The 19412-nt window shown below is 46.4% G+C and carries 18 protein-coding genes and 1 pseudogene; 12 read left to right on the forward strand and 7 right to left on the reverse strand.

Annotated features, from left to right (window positions below; genetic code table 11):
* Positions 1 to 53 precede the first annotated feature (53 nt).
* Positions 54 to 2467, forward strand: a pseudogene (helD, locus tag ACAN55_RS21770) (RNA polymerase recycling motor HelD).
* Positions 2468 to 2536: 69 nt separating this feature from the next.
* On the forward strand, positions 2537 to 2917 hold the full coding sequence (locus ACAN55_RS21775) for a YciI family protein (RefSeq protein WP_379137908.1): 381 nt from the start codon (positions 2537 to 2539) through the stop codon (positions 2915 to 2917).
* Positions 2918 to 3159: 242 nt separating this feature from the next.
* Here the strand turns inward: ACAN55_RS21775 and ACAN55_RS21780 are convergent, their stop codons facing one another.
* The gene (locus tag ACAN55_RS21780; protein ID WP_379137912.1) at positions 3160 to 4563 is read right to left on the reverse strand and encodes an S-layer homology domain-containing protein; all 1404 of its coding nucleotides are present in this window, start codon (positions 4561 to 4563) and stop codon (positions 3160 to 3162) included.
* Positions 4564 to 4878: 315 nt separating this feature from the next.
* On the opposite strand from ACAN55_RS21780, the gene ACAN55_RS21785 reads away from it, so the two are divergent.
* Complete coding sequence (locus ACAN55_RS21785; protein ID WP_379137915.1) at positions 4879 to 6951, forward strand: methyl-accepting chemotaxis protein; 2073 nt, start codon at positions 4879 to 4881, stop codon at positions 6949 to 6951.
* Positions 6952 to 7047: 96 nt separating this feature from the next.
* On the opposite strand, the gene ACAN55_RS21790 is transcribed toward ACAN55_RS21785, so the two are convergent.
* The 3 genes from ACAN55_RS21790 to ACAN55_RS21800 all read right to left on the reverse strand — a co-directional run bounded on the left by ACAN55_RS21790 (position 7048) and on the right by ACAN55_RS21800 (position 8591).
* On the reverse strand, positions 7048 to 7428 hold the full coding sequence (locus ACAN55_RS21790; RefSeq protein ID WP_379137918.1) for a hypothetical protein: 381 nt from the start codon (positions 7426 to 7428) through the stop codon (positions 7048 to 7050).
* A gap of 13 nt (positions 7429 to 7441) precedes the next feature.
* On the reverse strand, positions 7442 to 7669 hold the full coding sequence (locus tag ACAN55_RS21795) for a hypothetical protein (RefSeq protein WP_379137920.1): 228 nt from the start codon (positions 7667 to 7669) through the stop codon (positions 7442 to 7444).
* 163 nt (positions 7670 to 7832) lie between these two features.
* Positions 7833 to 8591, reverse strand: a complete 759-nt coding sequence (locus ACAN55_RS21800) for an SDR family NAD(P)-dependent oxidoreductase (protein ID WP_379137922.1) — start codon at positions 8589 to 8591, stop codon at positions 7833 to 7835.
* Positions 8592 to 8737: 146 nt separating this feature from the next.
* On the opposite strand from ACAN55_RS21800, the gene ACAN55_RS21805 reads away from it, so the two are divergent.
* The 7 genes from ACAN55_RS21805 (at position 8738) to ACAN55_RS21835 (ending at position 13549) form a co-directional block, all read left to right on the forward strand.
* Entirely contained in the window at positions 8738 to 9109 is a 372-nt protein-coding gene (locus ACAN55_RS21805; RefSeq protein ID WP_379137961.1) for a MerR family transcriptional regulator, read from the forward strand.
* 32 nt (positions 9110 to 9141) lie between these two features.
* Complete coding sequence (locus tag ACAN55_RS21810) at positions 9142 to 10089, forward strand: helix-turn-helix transcriptional regulator (RefSeq protein ID WP_379137925.1); 948 nt, start codon at positions 9142 to 9144, stop codon at positions 10087 to 10089.
* Positions 10090 to 10153: 64 nt separating this feature from the next.
* Complete coding sequence (locus ACAN55_RS21815) at positions 10154 to 10693, forward strand: DinB family protein (protein ID WP_379137928.1); 540 nt, start codon at positions 10154 to 10156, stop codon at positions 10691 to 10693.
* Positions 10694 to 11014: 321 nt separating this feature from the next.
* Positions 11015 to 12004: an effector binding domain-containing protein gene (locus ACAN55_RS21820; protein ID WP_379137931.1), complete on the forward strand. Its 990-nt coding sequence runs from the start codon at positions 11015 to 11017 to the stop codon at positions 12002 to 12004.
* Between the two features lie 158 nt (positions 12005 to 12162).
* Complete coding sequence (locus tag ACAN55_RS21825; RefSeq protein WP_379137934.1) at positions 12163 to 12606, forward strand: hypothetical protein; 444 nt, start codon at positions 12163 to 12165, stop codon at positions 12604 to 12606.
* A gap of 1 nt (position 12607) precedes the next feature.
* Positions 12608 to 12832: a helix-turn-helix transcriptional regulator gene (locus ACAN55_RS21830; RefSeq protein ID WP_379137936.1), complete on the forward strand. Its 225-nt coding sequence runs from the start codon at positions 12608 to 12610 to the stop codon at positions 12830 to 12832.
* A 21-nt stretch (positions 12833 to 12853) separates the two neighbouring features.
* Positions 12854 to 13549 carry a DUF4386 domain-containing protein gene (locus tag ACAN55_RS21835; RefSeq protein WP_379137938.1) on the forward strand — a complete coding sequence of 232 codons (696 nt, stop codon included), beginning with the start codon at positions 12854 to 12856 and terminating at the stop codon, positions 13547 to 13549.
* A 21-nt stretch (positions 13550 to 13570) separates the two neighbouring features.
* On the opposite strand, the gene ACAN55_RS21840 is transcribed toward ACAN55_RS21835, so the two are convergent.
* On the reverse strand, positions 13571 to 14482 hold the full coding sequence (locus ACAN55_RS21840; protein ID WP_379137941.1) for a GNAT family N-acetyltransferase: 912 nt from the start codon (positions 14480 to 14482) through the stop codon (positions 13571 to 13573).
* Between the two features lie 144 nt (positions 14483 to 14626).
* Here ACAN55_RS21840 and ACAN55_RS21845 point away from each other — a divergent pair, with 144 nt between their 5' ends.
* Positions 14627 to 16138 (forward strand): M64 family metallopeptidase, encoded by a 1512-nt coding sequence (locus tag ACAN55_RS21845; protein ID WP_379137944.1) that lies wholly within the window; start codon positions 14627 to 14629, stop codon positions 16136 to 16138.
* Positions 16139 to 16276: 138 nt separating this feature from the next.
* Here ACAN55_RS21845 and ACAN55_RS21850 read toward each other — a convergent pair whose 3' ends face one another.
* Positions 16277 to 17935: a histidine kinase N-terminal 7TM domain-containing diguanylate cyclase gene (locus ACAN55_RS21850; protein WP_379137948.1), complete on the reverse strand. Its 1659-nt coding sequence runs from the start codon at positions 17933 to 17935 to the stop codon at positions 16277 to 16279.
* A gap of 146 nt (positions 17936 to 18081) precedes the next feature.
* On the opposite strand from ACAN55_RS21850, the gene hprK reads away from it, so the two are divergent.
* Positions 18082 to 19002: an HPr(Ser) kinase/phosphatase gene (gene hprK / locus ACAN55_RS21855; protein WP_379137951.1), complete on the forward strand. Its 921-nt coding sequence runs from the start codon at positions 18082 to 18084 to the stop codon at positions 19000 to 19002.
* Between the two features lie 117 nt (positions 19003 to 19119).
* On the opposite strand, the gene ACAN55_RS21860 is transcribed toward hprK, so the two are convergent.
* Positions 19120 to 19353: a hypothetical protein gene (locus tag ACAN55_RS21860; RefSeq protein ID WP_379137954.1), complete on the reverse strand. Its 234-nt coding sequence runs from the start codon at positions 19351 to 19353 to the stop codon at positions 19120 to 19122.
* Positions 19354 to 19412: the final 59 nt, after the last annotated feature.

Consider the following 19412-nt stretch of genomic DNA (forward strand, 5'->3'; position numbering starts at 1 on the left):
TTTGTCAAACCTTCTTTTTCCTAAAATTTAAATGAAGGAGTGCATGCAGAAAGATGATAAACGCGGAGGACTGGAAGCAGGAAGAAGAGCGACTCAATCAGGTTACGGAAAAGCTGCAGGCAAGAATCACGGAACTGGAGCCGGAGGTGACAGGGCTGCGCGATCAGGCGGCGGAGATCCGCAAACGATTCTGGGAGGAAGTCACTGTCAACACGGGTACTGATGAAGATTTTGAGGAGACCTTCTATAGTATCAAGCAGCAGGAAGCGTTATTGTCCGAACGGGAACGAAGCCATAAGCAACGCGTGCAGCAATGGAAAAACATGAAGCGGCTGTTGCCCTCGCCATACTTTGGACGCATCGATTTTCAGGAGGATGGCTTGAACTTTACCGAGCAGGTCTATATCGGGGTCTCTTCATTTGTTGATGTTGACGGCATGAATTTTCTGGTATATGACTGGCGTACCCCGATTGCAAGCATGTACTACGACTATTCCCCGGGAGCTGCCGGATATGAAACGCCGGGCGGAACCTTCACGGGGATGATGAAGCTGAAGCGGCAGTACCAGATCCGCGAGGGTCAATTACGAAATGTGTTCGATACGAGCTTAACGATCGGTGATGAATTGCTGCAGCAGGTACTCGGCAAGGGTGCGGATGCTCAGATGAAGAACATTGTGGGGACCATCCAGAGAGAGCAAAATGCCATTATCCGTGACGATAAAAGCCGGATGCTCATTGTGCAGGGAGCGGCCGGCAGCGGGAAGACCTCTGCGGCACTGCAACGAGTGGCGTATCTGCTATACAAACACCGGGAGCGGCTCAAGGCTGACCAAATCGTTCTTTTCTCGCCGAATCCGATGTTTAACAGCTATGTATCCACCGTCCTTCCCGAACTTGGCGAAGAGAACATGCAGCAGACCACCTTCCAGGAATACCTTGAACATTGGCTGGGCAGCTCGTTTGATCTGGAGGATCCGTTCGACCAAATCGAATATGTGCTGACACAACCAGGAACGCCAGGGTATGAGGCCCGGATGAAGGGGATTGAATATAAGTCGTCGGAAGCCTTTCTTCAAGCTCTGCAGAGTTATGCCGGGTGGCTGGGGCAGGAGGGGATGCAATTCACCAGTATTCGTTTCCGGGGGCGTGATTTGATCACTGCAGAGCAGATGAGAACAAAGTTTTACAGCTATGATCCTTCCATTCGTATGGGCAATCGCGTGGTCATGCTGCAAGAGTGGCTACGGCAGGAGCTGATCTTACTGGAGCGTAAGGAGCGAGAGGCATCCTGGGTGGAGGAGGAGCTCGATTATCTTGACAATGATCAGTATGCCTCGGTGTTTAGCGATCTGCACACAGAGAGGGGCGTCTTTGACTTCGCCGAGCAGTATGAAGAAGTTCAGGAGAAGCTGCTAAATAAGCGCCGGAGTGACGAGGGAGATTTCGATTTTGGAGACCGGGAGGAAGAACTGCTGCGCCGCATGGTCGTTAAGGAGCAGTTTAAGCCGCTGAGACGAAGCGTGAAGCAGATGCATTTTATAGATATGGCCCAGCTGTACACTCAGTTGTTCAGCAATAAAGAAGCATACCTGAAGATGAGCAATCAGGCTGAAGTTCCCGAGCTTTGGCTGGACATCTGTGAGCAGACCAAGGAGAAGCTGAGCCGGTTCGAACTGTTCTACGAGGATGCTACACCGTATTTGTATTTAAAAGAGCTTGTCGAGGGTGTGCGAATGAGCACCGAAGTGCGACATATATTCGTCGATGAGGGTCAGGATTATTCGATGTTTCAATATGAATTTCTTAAAAGCTGTTCCCCCGCGCCCGTATGACGGTGCTTGGTGATTTCGGTCAGGCCATCTTCACTCAGGCAACGGAACTCCACGGTGAGGGCTCGCCGTTAATCCGGCTCTACGGGGAATCGGATACGCGTCTGTTTCATCTTGTCCGCAGCTATCGGTCAACTCGCGAGATTGTGGAATTCACGAAGTCGCTGCTGCCGGGCGGCAAGGAGATCATCCCCTTCGAACGAAGCGGGAAGAAGCCGTTTCTCTCAAAGGTGGATAGTGATGAGCAACGGGCGGAACGAATCGCAGAGGATCTTAAGATGCTACAGGCAGAAGGCTTCGCTACCATCGCCGTCATTACGAGAACTGCGGCCGAGAGCAGAGAAGCTTATGACCTCCTGAAGACACAGGAATGTCCATCGCTGATGCTCGTTACGAAGAATAATCCCACCTTCGAGCAGGGAACGCTGGTTATTCCAGCGTATCTTGCGAAGGGTGTTGAATTCGATGCCGTTTTGATCTATGATGCCTCGTCACAGACTTATCATCGGGAAAGTGAGCGCAAGCTCTTTTATACAGCTTGTACACGTGCGATGCATCAGCTTATACTATATTCGGCGGGAGAATGGACGCCATTCCTTCAGACATTGGATACATCTTTATATGAGGTAAAATAATAAGGCGTTGATGCATATTCTCGACCCTCCTTGCCAATCATTGCAATCTAACGCAAAGGAGAAATGAAAATGAAATTCCTATGTTTAGGTTACTTGAATTCAGCGAAAATGGATGCCAGCCCTAAGGAAAAGATTAATGCTGTTATGAGCGAATGTCCGCCTCACCTAGAGAAGCTCTACGAGAGTGGTCAAGTGATTCTCGATGTGGGCCTCACTGCAGAAACTATATGCTTGCGGCAGGAGAACGGACAGGTGGAGGTTATGGATGGTCCTTTAATTGAAACTCAGGAGACGATAGGCAGTGCTTTTATTATAGAAGCAAAGGACATGGAGGAAGCAATCCAAATAGCCTCCTTGCATCCGACCTTACAGGTGAGTGCGGGTGAGCAGTTTGGTTGGCGAGTCGAGATTTCTCCAATCCACTATTTCGAGAATTTCTCATCCCCCTAAAGATCGTTCAAATGAGGGATATGATCCACTCCCCAGTCATAATCATCATTCAATCTACTATGGGAATTGTCTCCATTCTCAAGAATGATCATATTACGAAGCTCGGAATCCTAGGTTATAGGAATCCGGGTTTTTTTGTAATAAAAAGTTAAAACCCCCTCTGCCATTTTGGCAGAAGGGGCACTTCAACAATATACTGTTGCAATCTGTGGGTAGACGGGACTGCCGCCCCAGCCAAATTCTTAATGATTGGCTAAGCTGTCTAAGATCACATGCACTTGGCTGACCATAGCGGTCGCATCTGCACGAGTGATTCCGTCCTTAGGGTTAAAATTTCCATCTGTGTCCAGTTTTACGATCTTCAAGGCAATCGCTGTCTGAATAGCCCCTGAGTTTAAGATGTCGATCTTGTCGTTATCCTTGATTTCTACCGGGATCAGCTTAAGCATCGGTAGTTGTCCGCTTGTTTGGAGCGTATGAATCAGCAGATACGTGAACGATTCGCGGCTCATTTCGGATTTGGGGTCGATCTTGATCTGCAGGTTCGCCTTCGGTCCAACGGCTTCCTTGATTAACTGAACGGCCTGCTCTGCCGTAAGGACCTCGCTCACAGCTCCAGGTGCGGGGTGAGCTTTCAAAAAGTCCACAGCTTTGTTAACGATGTCGGTGCCAGCCGTACGGGTAATATCGGCCTTCGGATTAAAGTTCCCAGCCTGATCCAATGTAACGAAGCCAAGGGCGATTGCCGTTTGAATGGCACCTGAATTTGAGATGTCCATCTGACTCTCATCCTTCACTTCGACCGGAATGACATTGATCATCGGTAGTTGTCCGCTCGTTTGGAGCGTATGGACTAGCAGGTACGTGAACGATTCGCGGCTCATGCTGGCTTTCGGATCGATCTTGATCTGTAGGTTCGCACTCGGTCCTACGGCGTGCTTGATCAATTGAACAGCTTGTTCCGCCGTAAGGGTCTCATTCACAGCAACTGGTACCGGATGCGCCTTCAGGTATGACAGTGCATTGCTAATCTCTACGGCTGCCTCAGCCCGGGTAATCTCTTTCTTGGGGTTAAACTTTCCGTTCGCATCCAGCTTCACAACACCATAGTTCAAGGCGCGCTGGATCGAACCGGAATAATCAACCTTGACTTGATCCTGGTCTTTAAATTCAACAACAACAGGCTTCACCATAGGCAGTTGGCCGCGTACCTCGATCGCATGAATGAGCTGGTGTGTGAACTCTTCGCGCGTAAACTTCTGGTTTGGCTTCAAGTCTGCGGGAAGATCGAGTCCGTTGACGGCAGCAATAATGAGGGCTTGCGAGTACCAAGCGGAATTGCTGGCATATGCAAAGTAGTCCGTAGCCTTAGGCTCTTTAACGAATCGAACCAGGTCCAAATTAAGTCCTAACGAATTGACGATCATCTGAACGCCTTCTGCCTCTGAGATGGGAATGTGCGGACCAAACAGGTAGGTGCTGATCCCCTTGATCAGGCCACTGTTTTGCAGGGCAATGATCTTCTCTTTATCCTGAACGTTATTTAAATCTTTGAAAGTTGCGGCCGAAGCGAATTGTTGCCCGGCGAAACTTAGTGTTAGTGCAGCGGCAGCGGACATCGTAATGATCTTGAATGTTTTCTTCATTTCCTTCACCTCGTGATGTAGTTTGTTATTTACTTGTGATCTCAGACGCACCATTGTGCAAAAAGGTTACAACACGATTTATTTTTCTATACATGGAAGTGAATGAGGTGAGAGGGAACCCCCTGCAATAAATAATAATCTGAAGGAGGTACAGTGTAGGTGGGTAAGAGGAAAGAAGCAAGATCTGGCGGCTTAATGGGGTCTTGGTTTTGATGCGGAATCTGCAATTCGTCATAGCATTAATGTCGAAACTTGTTTATTATTGTTGTCGTGTTTATAAAATTTTGTCGAATATTAGGGGGAATTATGAGGAGTTTGAAGAGAAAGCTAATTGTGTTGGTAGTTATTCTGGTGTTTAGTATATTGCTGTTTACCAATTTGGTTAGCAATTTATTTATTACACGGGATTATGCAGGGATTATTGATGATAAGAACCAGGGTTTTGCTAATGCAATCTCAACGAATGTAACATCGTTTATAGAAGCTTCGTATGGGATAACCAGTGAAATTTCTGATCAGACCGATATTAAAGACTTCAATGCAGAGGCCCAAAAAAGTATATTGGAACGCTCGGCTAAGCGGAATTCCCAATTCGATCTGCTGTATATACAAGGAATAGACGGAATGCAAACGGCAAGGTCCAGTGGAAAACTCGGGAACCGCGCTGACCGCTGGTGGTTCAAAGAGATGATGGAGAAGAAGACATCCTTCGTCAGCAAGTCGTATTATTCACTGAGCGGCAATACTGCCGTTACGTCGATTTTTCATCCGATTGTAGATGAGTCGGGAGCGATGACAGGTATTCTCGGAAGTGATATTAAGCTCGATGCCCTGCAGCAACTTGCAGAACAAAACTCGCTGGGGAACGGCAGCTATATTTTTATCATAGACGGTGAAGGAACGATTATTGCACATCCCAACAAACAATATGTTGAGGAATTATACAACTTAAAAACATTAAAGAAAACCGTTCTTGTTAAGGATAAAAGCGGAAAAGTGGTTCTTGATGATGCCGGTAATCAAAAGACGGAAGAGCAATCCATCGAATTCAAATCTGACTTAAGCGATATCGCCAAAAAAGCGCTTAGCGGTGAAACCGGAACAGGTAAATATCTAAAAGGGAATATCCATATGGTAGCAGCGTATAACCCGATCACACTGCCTGGAACTTCGGATAAGTGGGCAGTTATTGCAGTTCAGGAAGAGAATAAGGCTTTCGCTTTCGCTACAGATATCCGCGACAAGATGATATGGCTCTCCTTGTTATTGTCTGTTGTGGCGAGTGTGTTCACTTGGTTTGTAGCGCATAAGATTACTACTCCAATCTTGCGGCTGATGAAGATCATGGAGAAGGCTGCTCATGGAGACCTTACGGAGCGCTTCACTCATAAATCCAAGGATGAACTCGGGCGATTGAGTGTCAGCTACAACAATATGATGGATAAGATTGAAGAAAGCCTGCGTGATATCTCTATTGCGTTCTCTGGTGTTATCGGTACATCTAAAGTACTGGAAGCAACCACCCGTGAAACTGCTATATCCATTGGTGAGGTAGCCAGAGCGGTTAATGATGTTGCGGACGGGGCAGAGCAGCAGACAAGGGATACTGAAGATGGCGTTCAAGTCTCGGCGGCATTGTCGCAGACGTTTAATGAAGTAGCCGCTAATGTTCAAATGTGTAAAGAAGCAACTGATACAGCGCATTCTTCGAATCAGAAAGGCATAGCTGTTATGGAAATGCTGATGAAGGCATCGGAGGAGAGCGCAGAAGCTGCGGAATCCGTCGGAGAAATTGTTGAAGCCTTAGGCAGCAAAGCCTCAACCATTGAGCAGGTTATCCAAACGCTGACCTCCATTGCAACCCAAACCAATCTTCTGGCTTTGAATGCAGGAATCGAGGCGGCTCGCGCGGGAGAGAGCGGAAGAGGTTTCGCCGTAGTTGCTGCAGAAATCCGTAAACTTGCTGAGGGTGCGGCGGCTGCCAGCAGTAATATAGGCGAAATCATAAGCGGAATTGCCGGAGATATCAAGCAGGTTCAACTCACCATGGATCAATCGAAACAGAAAGTGACTGAACAGCTCCAGACGGTGGAACAAACGAATCAGGCCTTCCAGGAGATCGCAGACTCTGTGCTGAGCATTACAGAAAGAACGAATCACATTGTAAGCCAACTGAAAGAATTCGATGAGAACCGGGAGCAAATCTCTTCTATCATCCAAAATATTGCCGGTGTGTCTCAATCCGCCTCAGCCTCAACAGAAGAAATATGTGCTGCAACAGAAGAGCAGGCTGCGGCTATGGATGAAATTCAAAAGCTGTCAGAGCTGCTGAATGACAACGCGCTGCTGGTGGAACGCAGTATTAATATCTTTAAGTTAGGCCAATAGATGAAGAAGGCACCATTCGCATGAGTAAAGGCACCCGCAAGGGTGCCTTTTCACTTGTTGGTAACGATGTGTAGAAAATAAGTGACCAATTAGGGGTTATTCCATCTTTGCCCCACATTCCTTACAGAACTTTCCTTCAGGGACTCTTTCGCCACAATCGGAACAATATACTTTTCTGGCATCAGATGTAGAAGATTGTTCAACTGCCATTGAAGATGGCTGTAACTTCGTCAAGGCATTGATCATTGCTTTTTCTGATCCCCAGGCCTTTCTATTATTACTTGGGTCCAGAAGTCTACAGTGATCCGTTAGTTTATTCTTTTGAAGTTTCCAACCGCCTGACTCCGCTAACGTTTCCCAAAAGAAGTGGCCACCCATTGTAGGGAAATCGACATTTGGCATTGTGCCCAGTAGATCACATAATTTGCCTACCAATTTAGGGTTAGCTGCTAGCATAGCTATTTTTGATTGTAGCATCCTCTAAACCTCCTTATCTTTTTACAGCGAAAAATAAAACAAATACAATTGCGCCAATACCCCAACCTATAGGCCCTAACATAAAGGCGGCAACAATACCTACTAAAGCCAGAATAATAAAGAGAAATTTTCCAAAAGCATTAAAAATTCCGGAAGTTAAGACAAAGATAATTCTCAAAATACCAGAAACAATAGGCCATAAAAGCCAGACTATAGCAATTGCGGCAATGATGTAGGGCATCGAATTCAGTCCTTAAATTTGTGTTGAAAGCTGTCACTTTCTTGGGGTAAGTAGTTCAAATGTCGCAAGGTTAATAGTACCAATATACTATATTAATAAAGGAAATGTAATCCTGAAAGGGAACGAATAAAGGCCACCTCAAAGGGTGGCCTTACCTATAAGCTTATCGGATACGGCTTTTGTATTTGAAGATGGGATCCTTTAGCTCAAATTCGTACGACGATCCGTTCACTATCCCGACTACGTTGTCACTGTCATACAAATCTAGTAAAAACCCCGCCATTTCTTTAGCCGTATGATACTGGGGTACAGTTCCATTATAATTGAAGCTCGGGGCATCGAATGCACGCTTCGCAAATTCAGTTTCGGTAGCGGCAGGGGCTAATACTTTGGCTTGCATGCCCGCGCCTTGACCTTTCAGTTCGTATGAAAGACCCTCTGTTAAGGCACTTACATAGAACTTGGTCGCGCAGTAGGTAACGGAGTTCTCGATAATGGTATACCCCCCGCCGGACGATATATTGATTAATTGCGTACCTTCAACCTGGGAGTAATCACGAACGAATAGGGTGGAGAGTATCGTTAATGCTTCGATGTTGAGATGTAGCATGGATTCTATTTTATTCAGGTTTTGATCGCCTACTGTGGCGAAATTGCCAAAACCCGCATTGTTGATCCAAGTTTCGATGTCCAGTTCTTGCAGGCTCTCGTAGAGCTGGTGGGCGTGATGGGCAATGGATAAGTCCGTTGTTCGAATGACGACATCGACGTGAGGATAGGCCTGAGTGATTTCAGACTTTAGCGCCTCCAGCTGATCCGTTCTTCGAGCAACAATAACAACGTTTTTGCCGCGGGCAGCAAAAGCTAAAGCGGCTTCATAACCGATACCGGAGCTTGCGCCGGTGATAACTGTATATTTCATGGGTGTTCCTCCTTATTGATTGTGATTGCTGATCCAGCGTGACGACTGGAATATGAGTTGATTGTATGCCTTAAAGTTGACTCTAAGGCAAGCCTTTTTTATAATCATAGGGCCTGCTAATCCGGTAAAGAAAGATGGGGATGAGGATGTATACGATTAGTGAAGTAGCGAGGTCTATTGGGATCACCGCCCATACCCTGAGATATTACGAAAAGGAAGAAATTATCGTTCCGAAGCGTAATCTATACGGGGAAAGAGTGTATGATGACTCAGATCTTGCCTGGCTGCGATTTGTGGTGAAATTGAAGCAAACCCAAATGCCGATTATGCAGATTCGGGAATATACCCGTTTATACAAAGAAGGAGAGCATACAACCAAAGACCGTTTGAAGCTCCTGGAAGATCATCGAGAAGATATACAGAGTCAAATGAAGGCCTTAGCAGCCACGGAGAAGATGCTGGAAGACAAAATTACGATGTATAAAGATATTTTAAGTCAACCCGATGTTGCACACTAGCATTCAATCTCTCGGGGGAAGGGTGCGGCGGCATGAATAAAACGGATCGTATGTTAGCCATAATACTTGAGCTGCAGCGCAACAAAATGTTACGGGCAGAAGATTTGGCCGCTACCTTTGAAACAAGTGTAAGAACCATCTACAGGGATATTCAGGCATTAAGTGAAGCGGGCGTATCTGTTGTAGGTGCTCCCGGGCAAGGCTATTCCCTAATGGACGGGTATTTCCTGCCGCCAGTCAGTTTCACGGTGGAAGAAGCAGTGACATTACTCATCGGGACAGACTTCATCGAACAGTGGTTTGATGCCCGCTATGTCAGTAAGTCTCGAACTTCCAGAAGAAAGATTGAAGCCATTCTGCCGGAACCGGTCCGCAGTGAGTCAACCCGGATTCGCCAGAGCTTTCGTCTGATTGCAACGGCTGAAGAAGTCGCACGTGTACAGGAGAAGGCAGCCATAGAGGTGATCCGCCAGGCGATATTGGAGGAAAGGAAGATAAGTTTCTGTTATTCCAAAAGAATTGCCGAGGCGGACGGGAACCGTCAAAGTATTCGGACAGTTGCCCCTTATGGGCTTGTGCTTGTTCAAGGGACGTGGATTCTCATCGCATGGTGTGAGCTGCGTCAGGACATCCGTCATTTCCGGTTGTCCCGGATGACGGAGCTTATGAAGCTGGAGACCGGATTTAAGCTGCCGGCCGATTTTCAATTGGATGAATACCAGGCTCCGGATGATCGTAAAGTTCTTGTGCGTATCCAGGTTCAACCTGACATTGCCGACAAGGTAAGGGAGTCGAATAACTTCTATCTAGAGAGTACGGAGGAACATGTGGAAGGGCTCTTGATGACCTTTCGTGTCCGGCAGCCTGAGGAATTGCTGCATTGGGTGCTCGGCTGGGGTGGCGGAGTGGTTGTGCTGGAGCCGAAATCCTTCCGGCATGTGGTACGAAAAGAACTGAAAAAGGCGCTAAAACGCTACTGACATAATGGTGTCAGTAGCGTTTTTGTATACTTGGATCAAAGATGATTAAAGGAGCCGATAAATGATGACGACAACTAAGGAAGTTTTACAACGGTTTGAGGAAACAGCGAATTATTATATTCGTGAACTGGACTCGTTCAGTTTGGAGCAGCTGCAGCGCAAGCCAAGTGACAACGAGTGGTCCATTGGGCAGATGATTCAGCATCTCATTAACTCGGCGCTTTATATGCAGCTTCGTAATGTGGATCAATGCCTGTTGCCAAACCAAGATTCCTCAGTATCTCAAGCCGCTAAAACTGAGGCTGGTGCGGCTGTATTTGCTCAAGGAAGCTTCCCGCCTATTCGCATTCAGGTTCCGCCTTCCCCGCAGTATACGCCGGAGCAGCCGGCAAGCAAAGAGCAGCTAATTCAAGGGTTGCATACGGTCATCCAAAGAATGCGGGAGATTGAGCCTGCTCTTGCCAAAGCATCCAAACAAAACACAGTACCTCATCCGCGCTTCGGCGGACTGTGCGCGGAGGAATGGTATGTACTCATTGAAATGCACTATCGTCATCATCTTCTGCAGCTGGACCGCTTGAAGCATGATTTGGTTCTTGGCTAATGCAAGGCAGTGGACTAAGCAGGGCGATGATATAAGGGTGGATGACTGGCAGGCAGAATTCATAGCGAAACGGCAGGAGGGGACCCTCCTGCCGTTTTAAATGCAATTTATTTTTTTATAGCAGTCATCCTCATAAGCGTTAAGTAATTAGTAAGGGCTTACAACGGAATTATATCCAGCGCGTATAAGGAAAGCAATGTTAAAATGGAGTATAAAAAACGTAACCATACGGACTGTGTGGAGTTTTCTGTCTTGCAGAATTATTGTTGACTTTGACGTCGCGGCGTCCCTTAGACTTCATTTGAAGGAAGGAGGATAAATGTGGAACTATCAACCATCAGCGAAGTATCAGGTTATTTTCAGGTAACGACTCGGACACTCCGTTATTATGAGCAGCTAGGGCTTATAGAGAGTACCAAAAAAGAAGGGTATGCGTACAGAACCTATGACCAGGCTTCTCTTCGGAGGCTCCAGCAAATCATGATTTTAAGAAAACTCAGTATTCCTTTGAAACAAATTGCTGCTATTCTTGAGAACAAGGATGCGGTAACCGCTGTAGATATTTTCAAAAAAAGAGTGAAGGAACTGGCCAGTAAAATCGATTCACTCACCACGGTCAAAGATATTATAGCGAAGCTTGTCGAGGAACTGGAACGGAACCACGTGCTTGAAATTAACCCGGATCTCTTAAGCGATGAAGTGATACTTCGGGAAATTGACTCCTTATCCTTATCTAATTTCGATCTTAAGGAGGAAAAGTCAATGAAGGATTTAAACAAAGCGCAAGAGAAACTGCAGAAGCTTGAGCAAGTGCGGATTGTTCATATTCCACCCTGTGCGGTCGCGGCGAGTCATTATATGGGGGAGAACCCTGAGGAGCATGCCGGAGATCAGCTGGCGGAGTTTTTGCGGAGCAGTCAGCTTTATACCATCAAGCCGGATGCTCGTGTCTTTGGCTTTAATCATCCGAACCCCTCTAGTGAGCGACCGTATTATGGGTACGAGCTTTGGGTTACCATCCCTGCCGACATGGATGTACCTGCGCCACTTGTGAAAAAGCAGTATACCGGCGGTATGTTTGCAGCACATACGATCACATTGGGCAACTTTCAAGAATGGGAGCTGCTATCCGATTGGGTTCAATATGATAATGCGAAGTATGAAGCCAATACCTTGGATGACCATGGCGAGCTCATGGGCGGATTGTTAGAAGAACACTTGAATTATGTCTACCACTGCCATCACAATTGGCCGGAGAGCGACGAGCACCAGTTGGATTTACTGTTCCCCATCAAGCTGAAGAGATCTTAATGAGCAGGCCATCCACCCGGATGGCCTTTTATAATTCAATCGGGAGCTAAGAATTTAAGCCCAAGTGTTAAATAAACTTGACATAGTGAATGGTTTTTATTACATTATGTACATAAGACTTGACTTGTTATAAAAATACAGTGTAGGCGGTGTAGCGTATGACCTATCAAGAAAAGAAGAGCATTGTCTCCTTGATTACTGCCATTCTCATCTTCGGATCTTATTGTGCTTACATGTATCCGAAGTACCCCGAGGGGGCGGGTATGACAGAAGCCCTTCATTATTGGGGTTCCTTTGTCCTCGTTCTGACTCTGGTCTCCATTGTCGCACATATCATCATCAGCATTATTTTCAACATCATCTTCCGCATGACGACCGGGGAGAAGGAGCCTAATTTCGCGGACGAACTGGATAAACTCATCGAATTAAAGTCCAACCGAAACGGCTTCTTTGTGTTCATCCTGGGCTTTATACTTGCAATGGGCTCGCTGGTCCTCGATCAGCCAGTACAGGTGATGTTCGTGATCCTAATCGCTGCCGGATTTATTTCGGATGTGACCGGTTCTGTTACTAAACTTTATCATTACCGGAAAGGAGTCTAGGATGGGAAAGAATCTTGTTGGCAATCACATTCGCAGATTACGCTTCAACCAGGGTGAAATGACACAGCAGCAATTAGCTGACAAGGTGGGCGTAACGAGACAGACGATCGTAGCTTTGGAAAAAGGCAACTATTCACCGTCTCTGGAATTGGCTTTTCGCATTGCACTCGCCTTTGACTTAACGTTAGAAGAGGTATTCTTTTACGGAGAACACGCGAAGGATTAAGTACGAAGAGGAGATGAAGGAATGAAATCAAGCCCAATAGCAGCGAAAATCGTGGGTATCCTGTTTATTCTTGCGGCCGTTTCATCGATAGCTGGTCTTCTTCTATACGATCCAATTCTGAATGGTCCTGATTATTTGGAGCAGGGCTCCGCACACGGGAATCAGGTAATATTGGGAGCAATTATGGAGCTGATTCTTGTTGTTTGCGCAGTCGGCACTTCGATTACCATGTTCCCGTTATTAAAAAAATACAATGAGACGCTGGCTCTCGGGCATGTGCTTTTCCGGTTTCTCGAAGCGGTTATCATCACTGTGGGAATCATCAGCGTACTCTCCCTTTTGACCTTAAGCCGGGAATTTGCATCCTCAGCTGCTGCGGACATGGCTTCTTTTGAAGCTTCAGGTACCCTGTTAAAAGCCATCCATGATTGGACGTTTATGCTGGGGCCCAATTTCATGCTGGGGATAAATACGCTGATGTATAGTTACATCTTTTATAAAACCAGACTCGTCCCCCGGTTTATATCAGTCTTAGGCATAACGGGGTCAATACTGGTATTTCTTGCAGCCTTGTTAGAGATGTTCGGAGTATTCCCTCAACTGTCTGTATGGGGGGCCATCCTGTCGCTGCCGGTAGCAGCGAATGAAATGATCCTTGCCGTTTGGCTGATTCTAAAAGGCTTTAACTTCACCGGATTCAATTACAGCCGATCGTAAACCGAAGGGGCCTTGGGAGAATCAGTCTTCCAGGGTTTTTTCCCAGACATAGCTTCGAAACGCAGCTTCAAATCCAATTCTCTTATAGAAACCCATAGTAGATCCAACGTAAGCCGATTTCGCCCCATAAGCGGCCAGCCGTTGCTGTCCTTCCATAATGACGGAGCGGGATAATCCTTTCATACGTGCAGCAGGTATTGTCCCGACGGGCTCTAGAATTCCATGCTGGTTCCGAGTGTCGTACCACAGTGTACAGAACGAAACGACTTCTCCCGAGTCGTCGACAACGGACAGATCGAGATCCGGCCGGTAATCGGGGGCTAATTTCATCCGTTCGAAGGCTAAGGGGATGGTACGGTCATGGTCATCTTCAAAATAACCGAAAGCTTTGGCATGAGCGAGTGCTTTGGCTTCACTCGAAACTTCCGTTCCGGATTGAATGCGATAACCATTTGGAAGAGCCACTGGCTCTAAATGGTCTAAAGAAATCATTGACATGGGGTCTTCCCAGTCTAACTTTGTATAGCCTCTTGAATATGCGATGGATTCCCGTATGGAGTCACCAGCCGGAATTCGTAAGTGGATGAATCTTCGTCCCTTGTCCTCTACAGTTAAGTTTCGTTCTGCAAATGCGAACATTTCTTCAAGGACCGCTGCAGGCAAAGGAAATCTAAGTTGAAAAAAAGCTTCGCCTCGCTCTTCGCCTTCCGAGTTAACGGCTCCGACGATCGCACCGGCTTCATCTACCCAAACTCCCACTGTGTTCTCCCAAGTATCGAACGTATTATGCATCGTATGACTGACCGTCCTACAGAAGTTCCATCGGTCGATAAGCCAATTGTCTTGATAGCCTATTTCCTCGAAGCTGCTAACGAGCATATCCCGGACTTCGATGAAATCCTCTGGCTGATAACTGCGAAATTGTATGTTCATATGACCACCGCTCTCCCGATGACCGCATGTTTTCGACTTCGTACTTGCATCTAGTAACCGCTTGAGTCTAGTAACTGCGGGAACGATAGATTATAATCGATATATTGTAAGATTTTGTATGATGTTGTCGAAGGGGAGCGAGTCATGATCCGTTATTTAAGAAGATCTAAGAGCAGCTTTATTTTACTAGTAATCGTACTATTAGGTTTTATTGTGCAGCCAGTACCCTGTGTTTACGGAGCAGCAGCCGGAAGAAGTATGGTGTGGAAGGCAGATGCAGCGATCAAAGAATCCAGCTCTAATGATGGAACAGTATCGGGGAAATACTCGGCTACGCTGGTTAACGATACATTTCTCAAAAGTGTAGCTACCGGCAAGGAACTGCCAAGCAAAACGTATACAGTAAAAGGCTTGCCGCAAGGAGTGAAAGTAAAGCTCGTTAAAGCGGGCTCTTCGAAGGTGTCCGTTATTTTTTCCGGCAAGGCCAGCTCGCATACAGCTTCGGACAATATCACCTCATCCAGCAATACCATAGTCCTGATGTTCAACGATTCTGCCTTTACGTTAGGCAAAGCCAAGCAGGTAAGCAACTATAGCTATTCGAAATTTTCGGTCGTTTTTCTGAACCCTGCAGTGCAAGCCCAAAAGTATACAGTAAGTGGAACGATAGTAGGTGTGGAGGCAGCGGATCAAGTATTTCTGGTCAAAGCCTCGGTCCAGCTGAGAAATAGTAAAGGTAACAGGGTAGGCCTTCCAGTAACGGTCAATCCACAGAATGGTGATTTTATCCTAAAGGATATAGCGCCAGGAAGAGGCTACACCATCGAAGTGACAATGAACGGATATAATCAGGAGACGATTACGGGATTTGATATTCTCGATAATATCTTTGGCAAAGACATCCTCCTGAAGAAAAAGTTCGACTTTGAGCAACAGAAAATAGTCGATAATGGCGATGATGATGACAAATTGGTAATCGTGTTTGTAGGGGATGGATATACGAAAGACGAACAAGAGAAGTTTAATGCAGATGCAGACAAGATGGTTGCCGCTTTCTTGAAAGAGGAGCCGTTCAAATCCTTGAGCGAACACATTAACTTCTACCGCATTAATGTAATTTCTAATGTGACCGGTGCTTCACCAGATCCTGAACATATCAAGGATACTTTCTTTGGCACCGCCTATAACACCTCCGGAATGGACCGGTTGCTTGCGCCGACGAAATACGATGTCCTGGATGACCTCTTAACGAGCAGCAATATCAACTACGACAGTGCTGTAATTATCGTCAACTCCGAGAAATACGGCGGTTCCGGCGGTATGTATCCGACCGCTTCTGTACATGCCTCTTCCACGGAAATCATGCTGCATGAGTTCGGTCATTCTTATGCAGACCTCGGTGATGAGTATTACGCGGGAAAGATTTATACGAGTGAGTCGGCGAACGTTACGCAGGAAAGTGATCCGAAGAAGGTGAAATGGAAAGACTTTATCGGAAAGTCGAACATAGGGGTATATCCAATGCCTTCAACTACAGGGTGGTATATTCCAACACTCGACTGCAAAATGCGCGTTCTCAACAAGCCTTTTTGCCCGGTTTGCGAGGAAGAGATTCGAGAGAGAATTTTAGCTGAGGCCACAAAAAAGGCTGCATAGCGTACAACGGATACCAGATGGTTAAGTAGATCTTAACGATCTGGTTTTTGCTATCCTCCGGATAAACTAATCCGTTCTCAAATAAAAAAACTGGCCCCAATAAAGCTTGGCGCCAGTCTGTAAGCGGAGTGAAACGTCTTATCTTCCAACGGAAACGATTCGGTTGCGGCCTAGATGTTTGGCTTCGTATAAGGCCATATCCACTGTTTTTAACAAATCACTTAAGTAGGAGGCTGCGTCCTTTGCATGTGTAGCTTTGAAATCTCGGATACTTAGAAGGCCCATACTAATAGTGATAGACAACGGGTGGTCTATATTTTCGATTTTCATTTTATTGGACTCCACACTCCGCTTAAGCTGTTCCGCTAAGAGCATTGCCTCTGATTCATCCGTTATGGGCAAATAGATGATGAATTCCTCTCCGCCATAACGGGCCAGGATGTCTGTTTGCCGCAGATTGTGCTGGAGAACCTCTACCGTACTGCAAATCGCTGCATCCCCGGCTAAATGGCCATAGGTATCATTCACTGCTTTGAAGAAATCGATATCAATCAGGATGATTGCACAGGGGTTTGTATAATCCCGGCTCTGGATAACTTCATTCTCTAACTGCTGTGTCAGATAATGACGGTTATAACATCCAGTCAAGCTGTCGGTAATTGCCATCTTCCGAAGCTTGCGGTTGGTCTGAAACAGTTCTTCTTGTACCTTGATTAGGGATTCATTTCTATCCTGTAGAATGGTGTTCTGGTAGTTAGTCTCATCAATAAGCCGGCGACGTTCGGTGAAGTCCTGGAACGTAATGATCCGACCCACCCTGACGCCCTTAACTATGATGGGTGCTGCATGAATACTGAGGTATAGCCCGACGTCTGGGTGCAGAAGCTCCAACTCAGCGACCTCATATGGACGTTCCCGGTAACAATACAGGAAGCGTTCAATCGTATCGGTGCTCTTGGGTAAGACGTGAGCCATGTCAAACGGGTCACCGATCTTCAGATGCATGTAAGGAGATAGAGACTGATTGATCTCCACGACCCTTTCATGATCATCCAGCACCAGAATCCCATATGCCATTGTATCTATAATATCCTGGTGAGCGATGGTCACAATATCAAACACTTTATCCTGGTGAATGGTAATGACAAAGAAAATTGCAGATACCAAGATACCTAGAGAAGTGAAGCCCGGAATGACGGGCAGATAATCGTCTAATACAACGTTCAGAAGTACATCGAGCATAATAAATACGGTTACGGCCAGTATCCCTTTTAACATGTGCATGATCTGGTTTTTGATCCGTGGGGCCTGATCGGAGACCAGAGCTACATAAATGATATAGAGGGAGACGATCGCATGAATGATGAGGATTGTAATGTTTATCCAAAAAATCGGACCGTAGATTCGTTCGACATAACCGCCGTTTACCGGAAGGACGAACCAGCCATTTGGATTCAGCACCACACCAAGTGATGACAGGAATGCCGGGACGAACAGGAGCATTAATACTTTTCGTTTTAAGAATTGCGATTGCCCCGAGATAAGAATGGTGAAGAATATCCAGCCGGTTGTTAGCAGAGATGCATCTACAAAGGCAAGCTTCACATAAAATAACTGGTAGATAGGAGCATCAACGGTGCGAATAGCGAACTGGCAGTAGGGCCATATCATCATGGCAAAATGAAAACCTAAATATACCTTGTGTAGATTCGTGATGGTGACCGAAGCAATGATGTATACAAGCAAATAAAACAGAATAGAGCACATTATGAGGTCGATCCACGACTCTAGATCCAATATATTACACCTTCTTAATATTAATAGTAATTGTTGATATTTATGGGTCGAAAGTCTTATGTATTGATCTAAATATATAATTAGCATGTAGAAATTACAAGAATTTTAGGGGAATATAGAAGAGAAGGTATAGGAGGAGATCAAATATGAAGTCGATTACCGTTCAGGGGCTTACGGAGATGTTCCAATTGGAAGTGCTTGCCGGAGGCAGCCGCATGGACCGTGTAATTACCCGTTCACGAACGCACAGACCCGGACTTGAGTTTGTCGGATATTTTGATTTTTTTCCGATGGAACGTGTGCAAGTGCTCGGCCGCAAGGAAATCAATTATTTATTGACGTTAAGTGTTGAAGAACGCAGGCTGCACATCGAGAACGTCGTGAAATATCATCCGCCTTGTTTTATTGTAACGACTGGCCAGCAGGAGATTCCTTATCTGACGCTGTTCTGCGATCAGGAAGGTATTCCGCTGCTGCGGACGGAAGAGACGACAAACGAGTTTATTGCTAAACTGGACAGTTACCTGGTGAAGGCGCTGGCACCTGAGCTGTCTATTCATGGTGTATGCGTCAATGTTTCGGGTATTGGCATCCTGCTCCGGGGTAAATCGGGAATCGGCAAAAGCGAGACGGCGCATACACTTATCCGCAGAGGTCACCGGTTCGTGGCAGACGATATTGTGGTCCTTAAAAAGCTGGGGCCATCGACACTTCTCGGAACGCACAATGAGACTACGCGTGAATTCTTGGCCCTGCGGAGCATTGGCCTGATTAATGTTGTGCGTCAATACGGGCGCAGGGCATTTCAGGATGAGACGAGAATTGTACTAGACATTGAGCTGGCCCCCTGGCGGGAGAATGCCCTGAATAATGAGCTGGAGCTGATGCCCCAGTTCACTGAATATTTGGGAGTCCAAGTTCCGCATATCGAGGTCCAGCTTCAGCCGGGACGAGACGTCGCTGGTCTGATCGAGGCGGCAGCCAACAATTGGTACCTTAAGCAGCTCGGCTACAGCGCCGTTGAAGATTTCATGAAGCGGATTGAGAGCGGGATGCAGCCGGAATAAAGACCGGTCTGTGCGTGAGGTAAGACAGGAATCTAAAACCCTTGTAAATTTAAGCAGCCAGCCGCCGGAAATCCACCGGCGGCTGGCTGCTTAGTTTTTTTGAATGCAAATAACGACTTAATCCAAATCCATCTTCTTCCGTTCGGGATACTGACCTGCCAAGGAATCTAACGAGTCAGCTGCTTCCTGTTTTAAATATTGGTCAAAGAATGCTGATGTTAGAGCATTCGTGATTGTAAGGCATCTGACAGGATCTATTGTTCCATGTATGCCGATGAGTTCGCGCAATGGAGCGATACCAAAGAAAAGCCCGATATCAGTGAACTGGTCAAGACCCCATTTAGTAGACATTGAAAAAAAACCTAGGATACAAGCTGATTCCTGTACTCAACAGGAGTCAGCTTGTTTAG

Source organism: Paenibacillus oryziterrae (assembly GCF_042610485.1).
In the GTDB taxonomy this organism is placed as follows: Bacteria; Bacillota; Bacilli; order Paenibacillales; family Paenibacillaceae; genus Paenibacillus_AQ.

Bases quoted from the DNA above. Each gene is read 5' to 3' on its own strand.
- ACAN55_RS21795 (WP_379137920.1), bottom strand. From the start codon at position 7,669: ATGCCCTACATCATTGCCGCAATTGCTATAGTCTGGCTTTTATGGCCT.
- ACAN55_RS21810 (WP_379137925.1), top strand. From the start codon at position 9,142: ATGAATAAAACGGATCGTATGTTAGCCATAATACTTGAGCTGCAGCGC.
- ACAN55_RS21835 (WP_379137938.1), top strand. From the start codon at position 12,854: ATGAAATCAAGCCCAATAGCAGCGAAAATCGTGGGTATCCTGTTTATT.
- ACAN55_RS21845 (WP_379137944.1), top strand. From the start codon at position 14,627: ATGATCCGTTATTTAAGAAGATCTAAGAGCAGCTTTATTTTACTAGTA.
- ACAN55_RS21805 (WP_379137961.1), top strand. From the start codon at position 8,738: ATGTATACGATTAGTGAAGTAGCGAGGTCTATTGGGATCACCGCCCAT.
- ACAN55_RS21860 (WP_379137954.1), bottom strand. From the start codon at position 19,353: ATGTCTACTAAATGGGGTCTTGACCAGTTCACTGATATCGGGCTTTTC.
- ACAN55_RS21825 (WP_379137934.1), top strand. From the start codon at position 12,163: ATGACCTATCAAGAAAAGAAGAGCATTGTCTCCTTGATTACTGCCATT.
- ACAN55_RS21800 (WP_379137922.1), bottom strand. From the start codon at position 8,591: ATGAAATATACAGTTATCACCGGCGCAAGCTCCGGTATCGGTTATGAA.
- ACAN55_RS21815 (WP_379137928.1), top strand. From the start codon at position 10,154: ATGACGACAACTAAGGAAGTTTTACAACGGTTTGAGGAAACAGCGAAT.
- ACAN55_RS21780 (WP_379137912.1), bottom strand. From the start codon at position 4,563: ATGAAGAAAACATTCAAGATCATTACGATGTCCGCTGCCGCTGCACTA.
- ACAN55_RS21775 (WP_379137908.1), top strand. From the start codon at position 2,537: ATGAAATTCCTATGTTTAGGTTACTTGAATTCAGCGAAAATGGATGCC.
- hprK (WP_379137951.1), top strand. From the start codon at position 18,082: ATGAAGTCGATTACCGTTCAGGGGCTTACGGAGATGTTCCAATTGGAA.
- ACAN55_RS21830 (WP_379137936.1), top strand. From the start codon at position 12,608: ATGGGAAAGAATCTTGTTGGCAATCACATTCGCAGATTACGCTTCAAC.
- ACAN55_RS21840 (WP_379137941.1), bottom strand. From the start codon at position 14,482: ATGAACATACAATTTCGCAGTTATCAGCCAGAGGATTTCATCGAAGTC.
- ACAN55_RS21790 (WP_379137918.1), bottom strand. From the start codon at position 7,428: ATGCTACAATCAAAAATAGCTATGCTAGCAGCTAACCCTAAATTGGTA.